Here is an 18,611-nt window from a genome sequence, read left to right as displayed (position 1 = left end):
ATGGTAGACTTAGAAAAGAGTCCACTATCCCTGTTTGAATTCCTTATTTATGACCTTTACGAACCTTGAGCTGCATCTTTTTGATCGTTGTATTCTGCATGAGCTCCAGTACGAGAGGGCCTTTGCCGTTCAGGATCTCTACATCCGTCACATTATCAAGAATCGTAATGATCCCGATATCGTCAGCAGTAACCCCTTCAAGCTTGGCGATGGTACCTACAAAGTCTACGGCGCGAAGTTTCTTCTTCTTGCCTCCGTTGAAGTTCAGCTTCATGATCTGTTGGTTCAACTGTTCACGCTTGTCCTTTTTACGTTCAGGAACGATCTTCAATCGTTTTTCAAAATCTTCTCTGCGGCGATCTACAGCTTCCTCGGAAGGAGCCTTCACGACAGGGATTTCGAATCCAATATAGGATTCAATCTCCGCCAGACGTCTGCCATCTTTCGGTGTAATCAACGTAATGGCTTTACCTGTTTTACCTGCGCGACCCGTACGGCCTGTGCGGTGCACATATCCCTCTTTTTCCAAAGGAATATCGTAGTTGATGACATGAGTAATATTCGTGATATCGATACCACGTGCGGCTACATCCGTCGCGATCAGATAACGGAATTGTCCCCGTCGGAATGCGTTCATGACTTCGATCCGCTCATCCTGCTCCATACCGCCATGGATACGATCTGCGGGGTAGTCAAGGTCAGCCATGACACGGAACAGTTTGTCCACATTCTCCTGCGTACGGCAGAACACAATGCAGCTATCCGGATTTTCCACAATGAACAAGTCTTGAAGCAGTGCGGTTTTGTTCACCTCTGGTACGTTAATCACAGCATGTTCAATCGTGGCTGTTGTCAGTCCACTTGCCTTGATCTCGATCTCCACCGGTTTGTTCATGTATTTGCGTGACAGCTTAGCTACATCCTCAGGGAATGTAGCGGAGAACAACATCGTTACTCGCTCCTGCGGCAGTTTCTGAATGATGGACTGTACCGTCTCAATAAAGCCCATATTCAGCATCTCATCGGCTTCGTCAATGACGAGATACGCGATCCGTTCGAGTGGCAGCGTGCCTCGTTCGATATGATCCAGTACCCGACCTGGTGTACCAACAGCCACGTGGGTTCTTTGTTTTAACTCTGCTTTTTGGATATGAAAAGGGGGCTGTCCGTATAGTGCGGTTGCTTTAATACGCTTAAAGCGGCCGATATTCGTAATATCTTCGTTAACCTGCAAAGCCAGTTCCCGGGTTGGTGTAAGAATCAAAGCCTGTGGCTTATTCTCATTCCAATCCACCAGCTCGCAAAGTGGAATGCCGTAAGCAGCTGTTTTACCACTACCTGTCTGTGATTTGACCACAAGATCCTGATTCTCTAGTGCTACCGGAATAACTTTAGTTTGAACCTCGGTTGGTGTCTCATAGCCCAGACTGTCCAGTGCTTTTACGATCTCTTCACCAAGTCCATAATCTTTAAATTGTTGCTCGCTCATCGTTTACCTCTTTTGCGTTAGTTTTGAATACAGGAGCATATTGCATAAATCCTTAAAGCGACTTCAAATCAGCAAAATATAGAGCGAAATGGTTTTATTCGTCTATATTTTGTACACGGGAGCGTTTGAAATCTTGAATTATGCAATATGCTTACATACAAGCATTGCACCGTACATTTATCGTATACCTCTTCATTATACTCTATATGCAGGCAGGCTAACGGAGTAAATGCTTCAAGTGTGTAAATTGTTTTCATGATTTCTGATTTGAGGGAGCAACGTTCGTTGCTATTCGTATGTGTATCATAACGTTCCACGTGAAACGAAATGTATCGGCGTAGTTTGCTTGGTGTTAATGAATGACCATTTTTACAGCCTTGGTTTGGGGAGGGTAAGATTGATTGATAAATCTACCGATCCATACTTCTGCACTTCGACCAACGAGTGTCTCATCCAAAGAGACGGTGACAGTCTCTCCTCCGACGATGAGTTCGGCGTCCTTGCTGAGCGAGACCCAAATCGGTCCTGAATCAACACCGCCATCTTCTTTATTGTCGATGAGTACCTGACCTCTTTCTTCCTCAAAATCCGTAATAATTCCTCGTACATGTGGCTTCTCTTTCCCTTGTTCTACGGACTTCTCTGCGCATCCAAGGGTTAACAGGATCATGATGACTGGTAATAAGGATAATCTTCGTACAATGGACATCGGGTTGCTCACCTCTCATCCTTTTAATACATCTATAAATATGGACGTTACCTGAGGCGACGAAGTTCCTGTATATCAATAAAAAGAACCTAAATCATTCGATTCAGTCTGGAACTGGAATTTGGAATATGTTAGCATATGGGTAACTTATTGAACGGAGGGATACGTGTGCAAAATTTTTCCCGATTGAGATAGTGTGGCGAAAAACGTCTGTTTACGCTTGCTGTTTTCGCCTGTGGGCAGTTCATCGGGATCGGTTTGCCATTTTACACGTATGCCGCTAGTCGTCGTGAAAGAATCACTCTTTGAAGTGGTTCTTTAATGTACTACTATTTTTTTGTGAGCATTCAGGTATGCCAACATCCGAAATGAACTGCACAGGCGAACATGTCTGTGTTTTTTATTTTATCCAGGAAAAGGGGAGTACCTGATATGACAAAACCGAACTTGAATGAAAATTTGGCAATTCAAAAGGAACTATTATCTTTAGCAAAACAGAATGGACTTTTTATCGTTGAGGAATCCTTGGAGATCAACGAGTCGGGTATGGATTTTCGTGTAGCATTCGCCACGGATGAAGAAGGCCGCAGATGGGTTCTGCGCCAGCCGCGACGCGAAGACGTATGGGAGCGAGCCGAGAATGAGCGCAAGGTGCTGGATGTGGTCCGAGGAAATATACCCGCACAAGTACCGGATTGGAGGATCTTCACGCCAGAGTTGATTGCGTATCCATTACTTGATGGTGATCCGATCGCAGTTGTGGATCCCACAGGGGGAGGGTATGTATGGCGATTCCCTCAGGAGAGCTTATCGGATACATTCCTGGATACACTGGCTACGACTCTCGCCACGCTGCATAACATCGATCTCGACAAGGCAAAGAAAGGTGGAGTGCGGATCAAGACACCTATGGAAGCTCGTAAAGAATTTGCAGCCAATATAGAGGAGATTAAGCAGAACTTTACGGTGCCAACCAGGCTAGTTGAACGGTGGACGGTATGGCTTTCTATAAATAGCTATTGGCCGCAGCACTCGGCGTTCATCCATGGTGATCTGCATCCGCCGCATATTATTGTCGATGATGCCCAGCGAGTAACTGGACTTATTGATTGGACGGAAGCGGAGATTGCAGATCCGGGTAAGGATTTTGTTATCTACTATGCACTCTTTCAGGAGGATGGGCTGCGTGAACTTTTGAGTCGTTATGAGAAGGCAGGGGGAAGAACATGGCCCCAAATGCTGGAGCATATTCGGGAGCAGTGGGCAGCCTATCCTGCAATTGTTGCCAAATTTGCAATGATTACAGGAAAAGAGTCGGACATGGAGATGGCGAGAGGCATGCTTGCGAACTGGGATGTAAAGAGAGGTTGAGCTTAACATAGCAAAGGGCGATCCCTTCCATGAGTTCCATGGGAGAATCGCCCTTTTTTTTTCGTTAAGCGTGGTGCGTAACGATTGTATCTATTTCAAAATACTCACATATTTCCCATATACAAATGCTACACGTCCATCCAGCTTCACTTTTACCCAGCCATACTTGTCTGTACTGATCACCTCAAGCAGGGTGCCCTTTGGTACCGCAGCAACGACCTTCGCTTTGGATGAAGCGCCAGCGCGTACGTTCAGGTAAGACGCTGTAACCTTGGCTTGTTTGCCTTTGGTGACAGTTCCTGGTTTACCCGTGCTTGGTGTGGATGGTTTACCAGGTTTCGACGTGCCTGGAGTTGGTGTTGGTTTTGGTACTGTTGGCGTTGTCGGCTTCTCAGGTGTAGGAGTAGTTGCTCCCTCACCACTACCTACTGCTTTGCGAGCCTTGTTTAGCTGTTGATAGAATGCTCCCTTGTTTTTCACGCCTGCGAATTGTGCTGCACTCACACCTGCTTTGGCAGATAGTGTATCAATCTCTTCTTGAGTCACCGCATCCAAAATGTTAATGGAGGCAATGTTGGTGTACTTGCCATCTTCTGTTGTTGGCACAGACATGATACCATCGTTAATTAACTCCACCACATCTGCACGCTCTGGTGCAGTCAGGTCTACGCCGGTGATTTTCCAGTTGTGTTGAATCTTCGGTTCGTAGACACCTTTCATGACATCTTTCAGATAGGCGATGGACAGATTGCGAATCGTACCTTGAATCTCACCAAATGCCGAAGCATCCTTGGAGGACCAGAGCTGCTTGAACTTACGTCCTTCCATGGCGCCACCTTTGGCAATCAGTGCTTCCATCCGGTAGGCGTTCATACCGAGTTTCAGCGTATCATCTTCTTTGACCACTGTACCATTGCTGTACTTGAGATTTGTAATCCGACTGCCGTATGGTTTGGTCAGGTCAATCTCATACGTCACGCCGCCGAAGAAATCATCAGTGCTGTATTTGGAAGCACGTCGTTTCGGATCAAAACTGATCGTCACATCACCCGAGCGTGTGGAGTTGAAGTACCCCGCAGACCACTCCATATAATCCATCAGATCGCGTCCGGTTACTTCATATACGGTCACTTCACCAAAGGTGTATTGGTAATTGAACGCAATATCCTTTTTCTTAATCGGGCCTACATCCAGCTTGGCCTTGTCGTTATCAATCTGGTGCGCGACCACATCGGCATCACTGTAGTGCAACATCACTTCGGTGAAAAAGTCAGATAAAGGTGTTTCCTGGATCTGCACCGCAGGGATACCCTTAATCTCATCAGCAGGGACCAGGTTCGTTCCTTTCAGTTCAGCCACTTCAATGTTGGCATCGGCACGAGCGAACTCGTGGAATGGATGCAAGGTCTCTTCCAGCGCAGGATCAGAGACTTCATATGTTCCGTCTGCTGCTTTTACAGCGAGAGCTTGAGCTTCCTTGCTTTTCAGCACAACTTTGTCGCCGTCTTTTTCAAATGTCAGATCGATTCGAGAGATATGTGAGCCATATTTATTCGGTTCGGAGATCAATACGCCGTTAACCGTTTGGGATTCAATCAAGGTATGCATGTGTCCGGAAAAAATGGCAGCCAGCTCCGGGTTGGCATTGGCGATATCCGTGACTCCGGTTCCCGGGTTCCCGTTCTCGTTATCCAGTCCCATATGCATAAGTCCAACCATGACATCGACTTTGCCCTTCAGCTCAGCAATGGCCTTCTTGGTCTCTTCCACAGGATCTTTGACGATGATACCGTCCAGGTGATCCGTTCCTTTTTCAAACTCGGTAATCATAGGTGTGTTCATTCCAATGACACCCACTTTGATTCCGTCTTTCTCGATAATCGTATAGGCAGGCATGTAACGGTCGCCGTTTTCTTTGAAAATGTTACCCACGAGAGGCTGTCCATTGAATTGGGAAGAGATCTTCTCCAGTACATCCAGCCCAAAGTTAAACTCATGGTTACCCATAACCCATGCGTCATATTTCATCTCGTTCATTGCAACCATCATGGGAGATTGAGGTTGATCATTGAACAACTCAGCCGAGTTATCCTGAATCATGTCTCCTGCGTCCAGCAGGATCGTATTGGGATTCTCTGCACGAACTTTTTTCACAATGGTGTAGAGTTGTGTCATGCTACCGGTTGGGTTTGGACCGTCCAGAGCATAGTCCCACGGCATAAATCGACCATGAATATCCGATGTACCCAGCAACGTGATCTTGGTTTCCTTGTCTGCCTCAGCAGCCTGAGCTGGAGTAGAAGCAAAAGGGGCAAACAAAATGGAGGCACATAAGAGGAAAGATAAAGGCCATCCGGCGAAACGTTTCGTTGAAATTTTGCGCATGTTGTAATCTCCCTTGTTATCTAGTGTGTGTAAAGATATGTATCATTTCATACTAGATAAACATGTGGTGAATGTAAACTTCAATGTAAGAGTTATGTTGGATTTAAGAGAGTGAATCGATAAATAACTTCGGAAAACGCACTGAATTCTACTTTTTTGCAATAAAATACTATAATTTGACAGGTGTTAAAAACCAAAATTATCCAGTAAAATGATTTTTGTAAGCGCTTAACAAAAAATGAATACTAAGGAGGAAAATCATTGATTAAGTCTAAGTGGTTTAAAACAGTTGGCTCACTGGCATTGGTAGGGATTCTCGCTGCTTCTGTTGCGGTGGGTAGTGTGAGTGCTGGTTTGGCAAAAGGCAGCAAATTTCTGGGGAATATTATAGCTAGCCAGGTTCCTTCGAATTTTAGCCCGTATTGGAATCAGGTAACTCCGGAGAACTCTACCAAGTGGGATGCTGTTGAAGGCACACGCAACGTAATGAATTGGGGCCAGGCGGACATGGCCTACAACTATGCTAACAACAACGGATTCCCGTTCAAATTCCATACGCTCGTATGGGGAAATCAACAGCCAAATTGGATTAACAGTCTCTCAGCCGCAGATCAGAAGGCTGAAGTGACACAATGGATTAAAGCCGCAGGACAGCGGTATTCGAAGTCTGCCTTTGTTGATGTGGTGAATGAACCTCTGCATGCGAAACCATCCTATCGCAATGCCATTGGTGGAGATGGGGCAACGGGTTGGGACTGGGTCATCTGGTCATTCCAACAGGCGAGACAAGCCTTCCCTAACTCCAAATTGCTGATCAATGAATATGGTATTATCGGTGATCCGGCTAAAGCGGACCAATATATCCAGATTATCAACCTTCTGAAAAACAGAGGTCTGGTTGATGGTATTGGTATCCAGGCGCATTACTTCAATATGGACAACGTCTCTGTGAGCACGATGAATACGGTATTGAACAAGCTTGCAGCGACAGGCTTGCCAATCTATGTATCCGAGCTGGATATGACAGGTGACGATAATACACAATTGCAGCGTTATCAGCAAAAATTCCCTGTGCTGTGGAAACACTCTGCTGTTAAGGGTGTAACCCTGTGGGGATACAACCAGAACCAAACCTGGGTGAGCGGCTCCCATTTGGTCAATAGCAACGGTACAGAACGCCCGGCTATGCAATGGCTGAGAAATTACCTGGCGAACAATCCTTAAGCTCGGGTATTAATGAGTCTGAGCATCCCTTGTAATCCGGTAATTATATAACACCAGATAGCGCCTGTCCCACATGGTAAGCATGGCAATATGGCGTTATTTGGTGTGCGAATCTTTTGGTTCCTTGTTTGGTGAATCAATCGTGGAGGGAGCCTAGAATCCGTATGAGGGCCGTCCTGGAATTTAAGCGACCGAGGATCGTGAAGAGAAGAATTTAATTTTAATCCAAACCAATACAAAAGCTATCAGTGCAAAGATCATTCCGCTCCAGATCAATTGATGTATTCCCAGGTTTGCGATGAACCATCCGCCGATAGCAGTACCCAGGGTAATACCGAGGTTAGAAAAGGATACATACAAGCTGTTGCCAAATTCAGGCGCGTCCTGCGCTTCAGCGGTTAACCAGGTCTGGCTTACAATTAATCCTCCTGAATGGACGGATGCCCAGAGGATGACTACAATAATCATCCACATGAAGTGAGGACCGGCCCAATAGACGAGTGCGTAAGCTGCTACATACAGCAGCGGGAACATGAGAACAGTGTGGACCATGCTCTTACGCAGAAACTGTCCAAACCCCAAATTTCCGATAATCATGACGACACCGAAGACCGTAAGCATGACACTGATCCATGATCCACTCATTTGGGTGACCTGTCCAAGATACTCGGCGAAATAGCTGTATACGGAGAACATGGCGGCGAATATAAAAATGACTGCGGCAACATTCAGCCATAATCCAGGTTTGCGGAGAATACCGAGCTGCTTACCATAGGACATCTTTTCCTTCACGGGCATCGGGGGTAACCAGATCCATATGCCGATCAAAGCGACTACACTGACCAACGCTCCAAACAGAAATGCGATTTCGAGGGATAGGCGTTCAGCAAGATACGATGTCAGTGGCACGCCAAAGGCAAAGCCTGCGGTAACTCCGGTAAATACTTTGGCGACGGCCTGACTGCTTTTTCCTGCCGGAACGAGCTGGGCACTGGTGACCAGGGCTACGGAAAAGAAGACGGGATGGAATAACGCGGGAATGATACGGAAGATAAGCATGGTATCAAATGTTGTGGCGTAGGCATAGACGACGTTCGAAATGGTAAACATCAGCACAGCGGCTAAAAGGATGATTTTGCGATTCATCCCGGATGCCAGTAAGGTGAGAAAAGGGCCTGCAATGGCTACAACCAGCGCAAATATACTGACCAGCCAACCTGCCTGTGCAGCCGTAATGTTGAATTTATTCGCAACCTGAGGCAGTACCCCCACGATTCCCATTTCTGTTGTAATAATTCCGAATACCCCGAGTGCCAGCATCAAGATAAGCAGTGGATTGACCTGTTGTGATTTCATGTAAAGCGTACCTCCAATGAATTTAAATATACAGAAAAGTAGATATATTATGTCGAAATGAGCCTGCCTTGCCTCCTATAACTCCTATAATATGATGGACATGAGAGTAAGTTCTCTGGATTACATTATATCTAGATTTATAGATTTGTAAATATAAAAGGTGAAACGTCATATCTTTAAGTCGTCTTCGGCTTGTGTTCTACAGGATTATTCATGGTGACAATAAGCATGGTCTGGCTCATGAAAAATAGCGCCGGCCCGGGGAATTCTTGGGGCCAGACGCTATTGATGTCCGCGTTTTTAACGATGTGTTGGATTAGTTATTTTGGTTGGATAACCATGCTGTTGAATGAATCGGCTTCCAGCTTCATGTGTAGGGTCTGTCCTTCTTCAAGGGTTAGATACAGGTCACGACGGTCCTGGAATGGATTGTTGATGACAATCACGAGACTGTTATCCGGGTTGCGGAAAGCAACGGATTTCCCACTCCACGCGCCAGACAGACCGACTCTTCGAGCACCACGAACAATATGATGAGCGAAGTGTTTCATCACATAATACTCCGGGTTCAGAGTAACCTCCTTATTGTCCGGATCTACGGTGATCATGGAGTTCTGCTCCCAGCCCCATGTGCTGCGGCCTTTGGGTTCGAGAACCATGTTCCAGTAGATGTACGCGTTCACTCCGTTGCTGAAGTAATGCTGGTAGAGGTTATATACATATTTGGCGTAGTTCCATGAGTTGTTGCCATCACCGCATTCGTTCTCGGTCTGCATATAACGCAGCTCCGGATAACTCGCCGAGGTACGTTGAATGGCATTTTTGCCTGCCCATTGATACCCAACACCTTTGATATAGGAATAGGCCTTTGGATCACTCAGGACAAGCCCGGCATACTCGTCGAAGTCATTTGTTTTTTTCTTGATTAATTCCTCCCATGGGTCAGGAGCGTTGATTGTCCCCAGCCAGATTTCCGTATCCAGGCCGTGTTGGTCAAAAGCCGGGCCCAGATAATCGGCGATAAACTCACGAAGCTGCTCGCCTGTCCACATGCAAGAAGGGAATTTCTGATCTGCAATCACTTCGTTCTGCACATGCACCTGATGGATGGTAATGCCTGCTTCACGGTAGGCCTGTACAAATTTTACGAAGTACAGGGCGTAGGCCTCCAGAATATCTTTCTCCCAACGAAGCGTGCCATAGTTATAGGCTTTCGGCGATTTCATCCACGTTGGTGGACTCCATGGGGAGGCGAAGAATTGCAGGTTTGGGTTATAAGTCAGAGCTTCCTTAATGTAAGGAATCAGATATTTGAAATCACGTTCGATTGAAAAATGTTCCATGGCCACATCTCCGTCCACCTCGTTGTGGCTATACCACTGCTCTGCATAATCACTTGCGCCGATCGGCAGGCGACAGATGTTAAACTTGTGCTCACCCTCTGGATGGAAGAGAGAGTGAAATACCTCATGGCGCTGCTCCTCATTTAAGTGGGACAGAGCCATATAACCAAGCTCGTTGAAACATCCGCCAAACCCTTCCACAAGTTGGTGCTGTTCACCCGTCAGTTTTAAGTTAGCGCTTTCATTAGTCGGCACAAAAGATAGCTCTCTCCACGGGTTGTGCTGGGTTGTGGAATAACCAGTGAGCGTGAGTGTCATGTGAATTTCCTCCTCAATTGAACCTCAGTTGTCATATATATTACGTTCAGTATAACAACTGCCGCGGTAAAAGGAGATGTGCTAAACCGTGTGAAATTTACCCTAATCCAAGATAGAGCATCAAGAGTTCGTATCCGCATAGACAGATCCTATACTGTATTTACTTGTGATCGGCGATGTCCATATGCCATTATCCAATGTCATAACACAACTGTCATGGCACAAAAAATCCCCGCTGATTGTTCAGACGGGGACTTGCGCTATATTTCTCATATTCTCTTATGACTGAAAATGAACGTGAGACACAACTTAAGGCTGCACACTCTCACCAAGCTGTTTATTTTCAAAAATCAGAATTGTTTTGCTGCTTCCGATGTAACCAACAGAGGTATTGAATTGCTCTGAAATGAAGCGGACTGGAACAAATGCTTTGCCATTTTTCATTAGAAGAGGAGCATCATTTATCGCAAGTGAATCATTCACGACAACTTGTTTGTTACCCACGCTCCAGCGGATGGTCTTATCATTCTGTGTGATCACAGCTTCGCGCGTACCGCTGTTCCAGTTCACACGGGCGTTTAACTGCTCCGAGACAAAACGCAGAGGCACATAGGTCCGGCCTTCATCGATAAAAGGTGCAGCATCCAGTGCATAAGCACGATCCCCAACATAGGCGGTGGTGGACCCTTCAATCAGACGCTGAAAGCTGCCCTGCGGCGTTCGTTTCTGCTCCCGCACATTCATCCGGTTCAGAAGCTGCATCGTATGACTGCCACTCACAACATCCAGATAATTGTTCTGCACTGTGAGTCCGGCAGGCTCAACCTCTGAGACAGAAGTCTGAACACCGGAGGATAACGAGGTAGACGCCGAGATATCCTGTATAACATTTGTCGCTGACTGATCACGGGTAAACGTAAAACCTGCGATCGGTGTCAGATCCCACACCCGGTTGTTGGATAATTTCAACACATCCAGGCTGGAAAGCTGCCGTAAAGGTTCCAGATCATAGATCTGATTGGATTCTGCATTCAGCTCCTTCAGCCCAGTCAGTCCCTCAAGCCCCTTGAGGTGTTGTACTTGGTTACCGGAGATATCAAGTGTCCGAAGGCGTGTCATATGCTCCAGTGGTGTCAGATCCGTGATTTGATTACCTGCCACATTCAGATTCCGCAGTGTATTTGGCAATTCAGCCAGTACGTCCAGCGTCTGAACCTGGTTGTTTGCTACATTGAGTTGTTGGAGCCGGGTTTTACCCATGAGCGGTGTCAGATCGTTAATCGTATTGTTCGAGATCTCAAGCCAATTCAGTGCATCCGCATCCGAGAGGGCCGCAAGACTGCCAATCTGGTTACCGCTGGCGTGGAACGTATGTAATCGGTTGAACCCACGTACAACCTCTATGGAAGAAATGGAATTGTTGCTGATATAGAGCCGTCCCAAGTCTTTTAATTCAGTAAGTGCGTCTATGGATGTAATGTAATTATTGCGAACATCGATCTCGCGAAGCTGGGTTAGGTGCTCCAGCGGTGTGAGATCCTCAATCTCATTCCCATATAATCGGAGGTGAGTCAGGTTGGTTGCATATTCGAGACCGGTCAGGCTGTGAATACCTGCATTGCTCAGATCCACCACCTCAAGCTGCTCCAGATCCGTTGAAGTCAATGGAACATCCAGAGGTTTGTTCAGGATTAGCTTCAGTCCGTCCTCCAAAGCGGGATCTTCAATGATTCCCTCGCCCAAGTCTGTAGTGGTGTAAGCCATGGCTTGCCCCGATGCCCCGAGACTCAGGATGAATACTAGAAATAGTAGCGTCATTCTTCTCATTGCATGCATTCCCTCCGATTTTTAGAATTATAAAATAATCCGAACAGATTGAGTTACTTAAGTATAGTATTTACACGATAACAGCGACCGGAAGGTTGTTCTGCCCATGGAATGTTCAGTGTGAATTGAAGAGTTTAATATATGCAGTTCGGCTCAAAGCACATCTATAGTTATTAACCCGTCAACGGGAAAAAGGAACAAGAAATTTCGTAATGGGTATTTCACTACTTCTATTCTATATGAAACAAACCCTGCTCTGCACTCTTCAGAGACATGTTTATCAAAAAAAATAAAACATCTCCCGCAGACCCTATTCAACCCACCCTTGAAACGGGTAAAGATGAAGTAAAGATGCCAATTTGGAGGGGAAGATGTGAGTATGCGCCAAGCCATGATCATTAGTAATCCATCGTCAGGTAAGGAAGAGGCCGAGCAGTATGTGTCCCAAGTCAGAGAAATTCTGGAGTCACAGCAGTATGAGGTGGTGGTTAATGAGACGGCCGGGGAAGGTGATGCCACCAACTACTGTCTGAGCGCCTGCAAAGACGGCTGTGATCTGGTCATCTCCATCGGAGGCGACGGTACACTGCATGAGACGATTAACGGCATGATGGATCAGGATCATCGTCCCCGATTAGGCGTTATACCGCTAGGTACGGTGAATGATTTTGCACGTGCGCTGAATATCTCGCTTGACCCGGAAGAAGCCATTAGGCAGTTACGTTCGAATCAGACGCATATCGTGGATTTGGGGAAAATCAATGATCGCCTGTTTGCCAACGTTGTGGCTGCAGGTTCTTTGGCAGAAGCATTGTTCTCCGTATCCTCGGAAGAAAAGTCGAAGTTGGGATCATTCGCATATCTCAAAGAAGGCTTGAAAGACCTGGTGAATACACCAGCCAATCATCTAACCATCGAATATGACGGACAGTTCTGGGAGGGGGAATCGCCACTTTTTCTGGCGGCGCTGACCAATTCGGTCGGAGGATTCGAGAAGTTGTCCCCGGATGCAGAGGTGGACGATGGTCTGATACATTGTTTTGTTGTTCGTAATATCAGTGTGTTCAACAGTCTGACCCTCGGCACTTCCCTTTTCTTTGGTAGTCTGAAAGACCATAAGGACGTGGACTATTTTACAGCCAAAGAAGTTCATGTTCGCTCAGACGAAGCCATTCGCACCAATGTAGATGGGGAAGAAGGTCCTGCCCTGCCGATTCATATCCGTGTCTTGCCAAGGCATATTGAGGTCATTGTACCGGAAGAAGTATAACTTATTCTTTTGGATCTATAGGCTGGAATGAAGAACCTATCATTTCTCCATATGAAAGTAGGATAAAGCTATTGAAACCGATTGCAGATATATGTCACAATCAAAGGTAAGATACACGATAATATTCGAATATGGAGGGAAAACATCTTGAGAACCATTAAATTGGGCAGCAGTGCACTAGAAGTACCTGTAGTCGCAGTGGGCTGCATGCGGATTAATTCACTAGACGGTAAGGAAGCCGAACATTTTGTTCGTTCTGCAATGGAGGTTGGCGCGAATTTCTTTGACCATGCCGACATTTATGGTACAGGAACATGTGAGGAGATCTTCGCCGAAGCGGTACAGATGAATCCCCAAGTTCGTGAAAATATGATTCTTCAATCCAAATGCGGTATCCGCAAAGGCATGTTTGATTTCTCCAAAGAGCACATCCTGAATTCAGTCGATGGCATCCTGCAACGTCTGAAAACGGAATATCTTGACGTTCTGTTGCTGCACCGCCCTGATGCATTGGTTGAGCCGGAGGAAGTGGCGGAAGCCTTTGATCAACTGGAGCGCGAAGGTAAAGTGCGTCACTTCGGGGTATCCAACCAGAATCCGAACCAGATCGAATTGTTGAAAAAATACGTGAAACAGCCACTGGTAGCCAACCAGTTGCAGATGAGTATTACCAATACGACGATGATCGACAGTGGCATCAACGTGAACATGGAGAACGATGCCGCGGTTAACCGTGACGGTAGCATTCTTGATTACTGTCGTCTGCATGATATCACCATTCAGCCGTGGTCTCCGTTCCAGTACGGATTCTTCGAAGGTGTATTCCTGGGTAGCGATAAGTTCCCGGAATTGAATGCAAAGATTGACGAGATTGCTGCGAAGTATGACGTGAGCAATACAACGATTGCAATCGCATGGTTGCTTCGTCACCCTGCGCAGATGCAACCTGTGACAGGCACGATGAATATTGAACGTCTGCAAGACTGTGTAAAAGCAGGAGATGTTCATCTCACTCGTCCAGAGTGGTATGAAATTTACCGTGCGGCAGGCAATATACTCCCTTAAATTCAAGTTATAGTGAGCATGATGACTGCTGAGTCAGTTGAGAACACGAGCCCGTAGATGGCTCGTGTTTTTTGTCTATTTTCAGGTTTGATGTCAGGCGCGTTTCCGATATAAAATAAGGATAGGATTGTCCGTTTTATAAAAGGATTAAAATGGTTTTAATACAAATTAGTTGAAAATATTATATTGACCGATACTTTCTAATTACATATAATTACTTTTGCATACCGATAATCCCGTTTATGTTTTTTATTTTGGAGGGTGGTGTTCGTTTGGAGTCGACAACCACGATACGCGATCACTTGGAAAGTTATCTGAAGCGTGAACAGATGTCCATTAGTCATTTTTCGGAAACGTCAGGGATTAATTCGGGTACGCTCAGCAATATTTTGAATAAAAATCGGCCTATTGCCATGCAGCAGTTGGATCGTATTACTTCGGCCATGAGACTGGAAGAAGGTTACTTCTATGAGTTATACATAGATGAGTGTTTTGTACACGCGACCCCGGACTGGCGAAGACTGGGACCCTTCCTTCATCGCTGTGCCGAGTTGGAAAAGTTGGATTGTATTGAAGAGGTTATTCGTCTGATGATGGATAATCTATCCTATATTCCTTTGTTATTTGATGTGGCTGAAGAATTCTTCCAAGCGGGTAAATTCAAACCAGCCATTCTTCTATATGAAAATATCGCTGAAAGCGAGAAAATGCAACATTCCGAGCGGCTTGCACTCTGTCAGTATCGACTGTTCCGGTTGGGACTGACTAATGACCAGCACCGGAATCTGATTATTGCATCTCGGTTCGAATATTATGTGGATCGGCTGGATGAACGCTACCAGTTGGATGCGCTTAACGAACTAATTAATGCATTTGCATCACTTCACAGATGGAGCAAAGTTCAGGAACTATCTGAAAAGCTGAAGGTGAAAGCAGCCATCCATTATGAGATGAGTGGCCGAAGGAAACAAGAAGAGACCAAACGACCTATCGTTTTTTATATTATGTATGCGTATTTAGCCTGTGGAAGTGCCCACTTCCACTTGAATAACTATGAAATGGCATTGAAGTATGTTGCATTATACTCCGATTACAGTTGGGTGAAAGAGCCTGAACCTGAAGAAAAAGTGGTTATTCATCAGTTTCAGGAATGGGCTGAGGGTAATCGTTATATATATCAATTAATGGCTGGGCAGTTTGAAGTATTACCTGACTACCTCGCGTATATCTCAACGAAGGAAAATGAGATATTTCCAGCGCTTTGTGATATTGTAACGGCTGCTAACCGTTATGATATGAACATAGATCATGTACTCAATCAATATGAGCCATACTTCACTTATCATGAACAGAGAAATCGGATTGGGAAAGTAAGCAAGCAGGTAACCGATGATCGCTACGTTCGTCTTTTAGCTGGATTAGGCACGTATTGTCTTAAAAAAGACAGGTTTGTGGAGGGATTAGATTTTGTACTGAACAGCTTGAGATTTTCTATTGAAATTAGCGATGGACGAGGTATGCTTAGAGGTGTCGGACTGTTTGAGCAATACAGGGAATATGCGTCTGACACAGCTATACAGCAGTACAAAATCTTGATTGGTGAGGTGCAGAAACTCAATGAAGAGAAAGCTGGCTTTGCTGATAGTTACATGTAGTATAGTGGTGAGCATTGTAGCTCCTGTTACTGGACCTGTCCCGACTGTGGAGAATCCAGACCCTTCAATTTACCGAACAAATGATCACGGTTTAGGGACATAAGCCTGAACCAACGGACGCTTCTGAATTCATTTCAGAAGCGTTCTTTTTTTGTGTATCAAAGTGGAAGAATAAGTATGTCGTATCTCACATGCGCTTATGATTGGCATAATACACTAAAATATGACAAAAAGGAGGGATACTATGGATCGCCTGGATTTGATATCACGGATCGAAGATGCCAGACAGTTGTTATATCGCATGCATATGGAATACGGCAGTCTGCTTCATCCGGATGTGATCCAGCAATCCGTAGTCCTCGACGGTCTTATTAATCAATACAACAGAGCCAAGGTAGGAAAGACATTGAATTAAGTTCGCCTATTTACATTTGCGTCTTTGTATACTATAGTTAGTTACATGAGTAACTAACCGACTAACTGACTAATGAATACGTATGAAAGTTGGAAGCACATGAAATCGACTTTGGATGAATCTCAGCCTATTTTTCATCAGATTGCTACGATGATTATGGACGATATTGTGGAAGGCAGATTGAAGGTGGAAGAACAGGTTCCCTCAACCAATGAACTGTCACGCTTCTACAATATCAATCCGGCTACAGCCCGCAAAGGACTGCAGGAACTCGTGGACAAGGGGATTATATACAAACAGCGAGGTGTTGGAATGTTTGTTGCAAAGGGAGCAAGAGAAGCATTGCTCGTTGAACGGAAGCAAGATTTTTATGAAGAATACATCAAGCCTTTACTTGAAGAAGCCAGACGGATTCACATGAATGAAGACATGATCATTGATCTGATTCGCGGCAAGAAGGATAAGGAGAGTGAGTTATGATTCATATGGAGCAGGTCAACTACAGCTACCAGAAGACGCCCGTTCTGAACCAGGTTACGCTACATGAGAGTGAGCCAATCATTAGTGCGATCTGGGGAAGAAATGGAGCGGGGAAAACAACACTGATGAGGTTACTTGCAGGGCATGACCGCCCGGACAGTGGAACCGTTCAGATCATGGGTCAAGACCCCTATAATAATCTGGCTGCCCAAGAGCATCTGTGTTACATCCAGGAGAATCATCCCCTGGGGAAAAACTGGACAGTTAGTGATATGGTTCAAATGGGACAATATTTTCATCCGCAGTGGAATCAGGATTTGGCGGAACGTTTAATCGATGTGTTCGAACTACCGGCGAAGAAAAAGATCATTAAATTTTCGAAAGGCATGAAGACTGCTGCCCAGATTATATTAGGTCTTGCCAGTAATGCAAAGATAACCATTTTGGATGAACCCACTAATGGACTCGATGCTGAGAAGCGTAAATTCTTCTACAATGCGCTACTGGAAAGTTATGAAGATAACCCGCGTCTGATTCTGATATCCAGCCATCATATTGAGGAGATTCAGCCTTTGTGTGAGTCCCTTTTCGTTTTGCAAGCCGGAGAGGTGTTGTTAAATCAACCGATGGAAGAGATGCGTGAAAAAGGGGTTCTTCTAACAGGGGGAATTGACGATATCAACCGAGTCACAGCAGGTGTTAAAGTTATCGAGTCTTCCCAGATGGGATCGACTGTGAAAGTGATGATTGATGAGCCCTACTCGAAAATGTGGAAGGATATCGCTCATTCACAGGGGCTTTCCATTGAGAAAGCGACATTACAAGATTATTTGGTTAACAGAACCCGTAATCAAGAGGGGGTTAAACCATGAACGCAGTAAAAGGTACGAACCGACTGATTCGCGATGATATGCGTTTGTTTCTGACCATATTTTCATCCATCGCTCTAATGCTCACCGTTGTATATTTGGCCATTGGCTTCATATTTGATGTCTCGTATGCTACGCAACTGTTTGGTCCCATGTACGGAGGGATATGTGCGTTTGCAATCGGGGGAATTATTACACTGTTTCCGGTTGCGATCGGTATGGGAAGTACACGAATTCAATTCATGAAATCCTTCTATATGAACTCGGTATGGATGGTTGCAGGCACCATGGTCATTCTGCATGTGGCGTATTTCCTCATACACCTGCTTCAGGAAAAAGGAATTGTTAACGTAACCCTTTATCAACCAGGCATGTTGTATTCAAGCGATTATCATTTCTTATCCTACCTATGGATCGATCTGATGTGCGGCTTTCTTGTACTGGGAATCTCTGTCTTCCCAACGGTTTGTTGGATGCGATTGGGGATGCGTAACTTCTTCATTATGTTCTTTGGGGTAGGCCTAATGATCACTCTGATCGTTGTCTTCGCAGATTTTGGGGAGTGGATGAAGTGGTTTGCGAGTGTGAATATGATGACACTGTTCACCGTTCTGGGATGTATTGGTGGTGCGCTACTTCTATCTACGTACCCGATGATGAAGAATGCGCCGCTTACCATGAAATCCAAAAAAGACTGACAGGAAACAGTTATAAAGGAACTGGGCAAGGAATCTAAGCGAAACTTCCTGTAAATCTGAAAAACACGAGTGCGAACACGCCTCGTGTTTTTTGTATCATCCTAAATCATTGGATTTACCTATTCAACAATCTTTAT

The 18,611-nt window shown here is 45.4% G+C and carries 15 protein-coding genes; 9 read left to right on the top strand and 6 right to left on the bottom strand.

The features are described 5' to 3' along the window. Window positions 1-43: 43 nt before the first annotated feature. Together MHI12_RS29760 and MHI12_RS29755 are read right to left on the bottom strand one after the other, a co-directional pair. Window positions 44-1,489 (bottom strand): DEAD/DEAH box helicase, encoded by a 1,446-nt coding sequence (locus tag MHI12_RS29760; RefSeq protein ID WP_405171102.1) that lies wholly within the window; start codon window positions 1,487-1,489, stop codon window positions 44-46. Between the two features lie 352 nt (window positions 1,490-1,841). Further along, complete coding sequence (locus MHI12_RS29755) at window positions 1,842-2,198, bottom strand: hypothetical protein (RefSeq protein WP_405171101.1); 357 nt, start codon at window positions 2,196-2,198, stop codon at window positions 1,842-1,844. Between the two features lie 432 nt (window positions 2,199-2,630). Here MHI12_RS29755 and MHI12_RS29750 point away from each other — a divergent pair, with 432 nt between their 5' ends. After that, complete coding sequence (locus MHI12_RS29750; RefSeq protein WP_341009614.1) at window positions 2,631-3,569, top strand: macrolide 2'-phosphotransferase; 939 nt, start codon at window positions 2,631-2,633, stop codon at window positions 3,567-3,569. A gap of 90 nt (window positions 3,570-3,659) precedes the next feature. Here MHI12_RS29750 and MHI12_RS29745 read toward each other — a convergent pair whose 3' ends face one another. Further along, entirely contained in the window at window positions 3,660-5,954 is a 2,295-nt protein-coding gene (locus tag MHI12_RS29745; RefSeq protein WP_405171100.1) for a 5'-nucleotidase C-terminal domain-containing protein, read from the bottom strand. 261 nt (window positions 5,955-6,215) lie between these two features. Between MHI12_RS29745 and MHI12_RS29740 the strand changes: the two genes are divergently transcribed. Then, window positions 6,216-7,178, top strand: a complete 963-nt coding sequence (locus MHI12_RS29740; RefSeq protein WP_405171099.1) for an endo-1,4-beta-xylanase — start codon at window positions 6,216-6,218, stop codon at window positions 7,176-7,178. 183 nt (window positions 7,179-7,361) lie between these two features. Here the strand turns inward: MHI12_RS29740 and MHI12_RS29735 are convergent, their stop codons facing one another. The 3 genes from MHI12_RS29735 to MHI12_RS29725 all read right to left on the bottom strand — a co-directional run bounded on the left by MHI12_RS29735 (window position 7,362) and on the right by MHI12_RS29725 (window position 12,022). Beyond that, window positions 7,362-8,534, bottom strand: coding sequence for an MFS transporter (locus tag MHI12_RS29735; protein WP_405171098.1), 1,173 nt, complete (start codon window positions 8,532-8,534; stop codon window positions 7,362-7,364). 320 nt (window positions 8,535-8,854) lie between these two features. Further along, window positions 8,855-10,195, bottom strand: coding sequence for a glycoside hydrolase family 30 protein (locus MHI12_RS29730; RefSeq protein WP_405171097.1), 1,341 nt, complete (start codon window positions 10,193-10,195; stop codon window positions 8,855-8,857). A gap of 309 nt (window positions 10,196-10,504) precedes the next feature. Beyond that, the gene (locus tag MHI12_RS29725; RefSeq protein WP_405171096.1) at window positions 10,505-12,022 is read right to left on the bottom strand and encodes a leucine-rich repeat domain-containing protein; all 1,518 of its coding nucleotides are present in this window, start codon (window positions 12,020-12,022) and stop codon (window positions 10,505-10,507) included. A 379-nt stretch (window positions 12,023-12,401) separates the two neighbouring features. Between MHI12_RS29725 and MHI12_RS29720 the strand changes: the two genes are divergently transcribed. The 7 genes from MHI12_RS29720 (at window position 12,402) to MHI12_RS29690 (ending at window position 18,474) form a co-directional block, all read left to right on the top strand. Then, window positions 12,402-13,292: a diacylglycerol/lipid kinase family protein gene (locus MHI12_RS29720; RefSeq protein ID WP_405173072.1), complete on the top strand. Its 891-nt coding sequence runs from the start codon at window positions 12,402-12,404 to the stop codon at window positions 13,290-13,292. A 147-nt stretch (window positions 13,293-13,439) separates the two neighbouring features. Beyond that, window positions 13,440-14,357, top strand: a complete 918-nt coding sequence (locus tag MHI12_RS29715) for an aldo/keto reductase family oxidoreductase (protein WP_076213731.1) — start codon at window positions 13,440-13,442, stop codon at window positions 14,355-14,357. 272 nt (window positions 14,358-14,629) lie between these two features. Next, window positions 14,630-16,012, top strand: a complete 1,383-nt coding sequence (locus MHI12_RS29710; protein WP_405171095.1) for a transcriptional regulator — start codon at window positions 14,630-14,632, stop codon at window positions 16,010-16,012. Between the two features lie 244 nt (window positions 16,013-16,256). Continuing rightward, window positions 16,257-16,427 (top strand): Spo0E family sporulation regulatory protein-aspartic acid phosphatase, encoded by a 171-nt coding sequence (locus MHI12_RS29705; RefSeq protein ID WP_405171094.1) that lies wholly within the window; start codon window positions 16,257-16,259, stop codon window positions 16,425-16,427. A 99-nt stretch (window positions 16,428-16,526) separates the two neighbouring features. Then, a complete protein-coding gene (locus MHI12_RS29700) occupies window positions 16,527-16,907 on the top strand; it encodes a GntR family transcriptional regulator (protein ID WP_036611682.1) in 381 nt (126 codons plus the stop codon). After that, a complete protein-coding gene (locus tag MHI12_RS29695; protein ID WP_405171093.1) occupies window positions 16,904-17,779 on the top strand; it encodes an ATP-binding cassette domain-containing protein in 876 nt (291 codons plus the stop codon). The genes MHI12_RS29700 and MHI12_RS29695 overlap by 4 nt, the downstream gene beginning before the upstream one ends. After that, complete coding sequence (locus MHI12_RS29690; RefSeq protein WP_341009603.1) at window positions 17,776-18,474, top strand: hypothetical protein; 699 nt, start codon at window positions 17,776-17,778, stop codon at window positions 18,472-18,474. Before MHI12_RS29695 ends, MHI12_RS29690 begins: the two co-directional genes overlap by 4 nt. The last annotated feature ends 137 nt before the right edge of the window (window positions 18,475-18,611 follow it).

The organism is Paenibacillus sp. FSL H8-0280 (assembly GCF_045040665.1).
Classification (GTDB): Bacteria; Bacillota; Bacilli; order Paenibacillales; family Paenibacillaceae; genus Paenibacillus; species Paenibacillus xylanexedens_A.
This window is presented reverse-complemented; position numbering and strand designations above follow the sequence as displayed.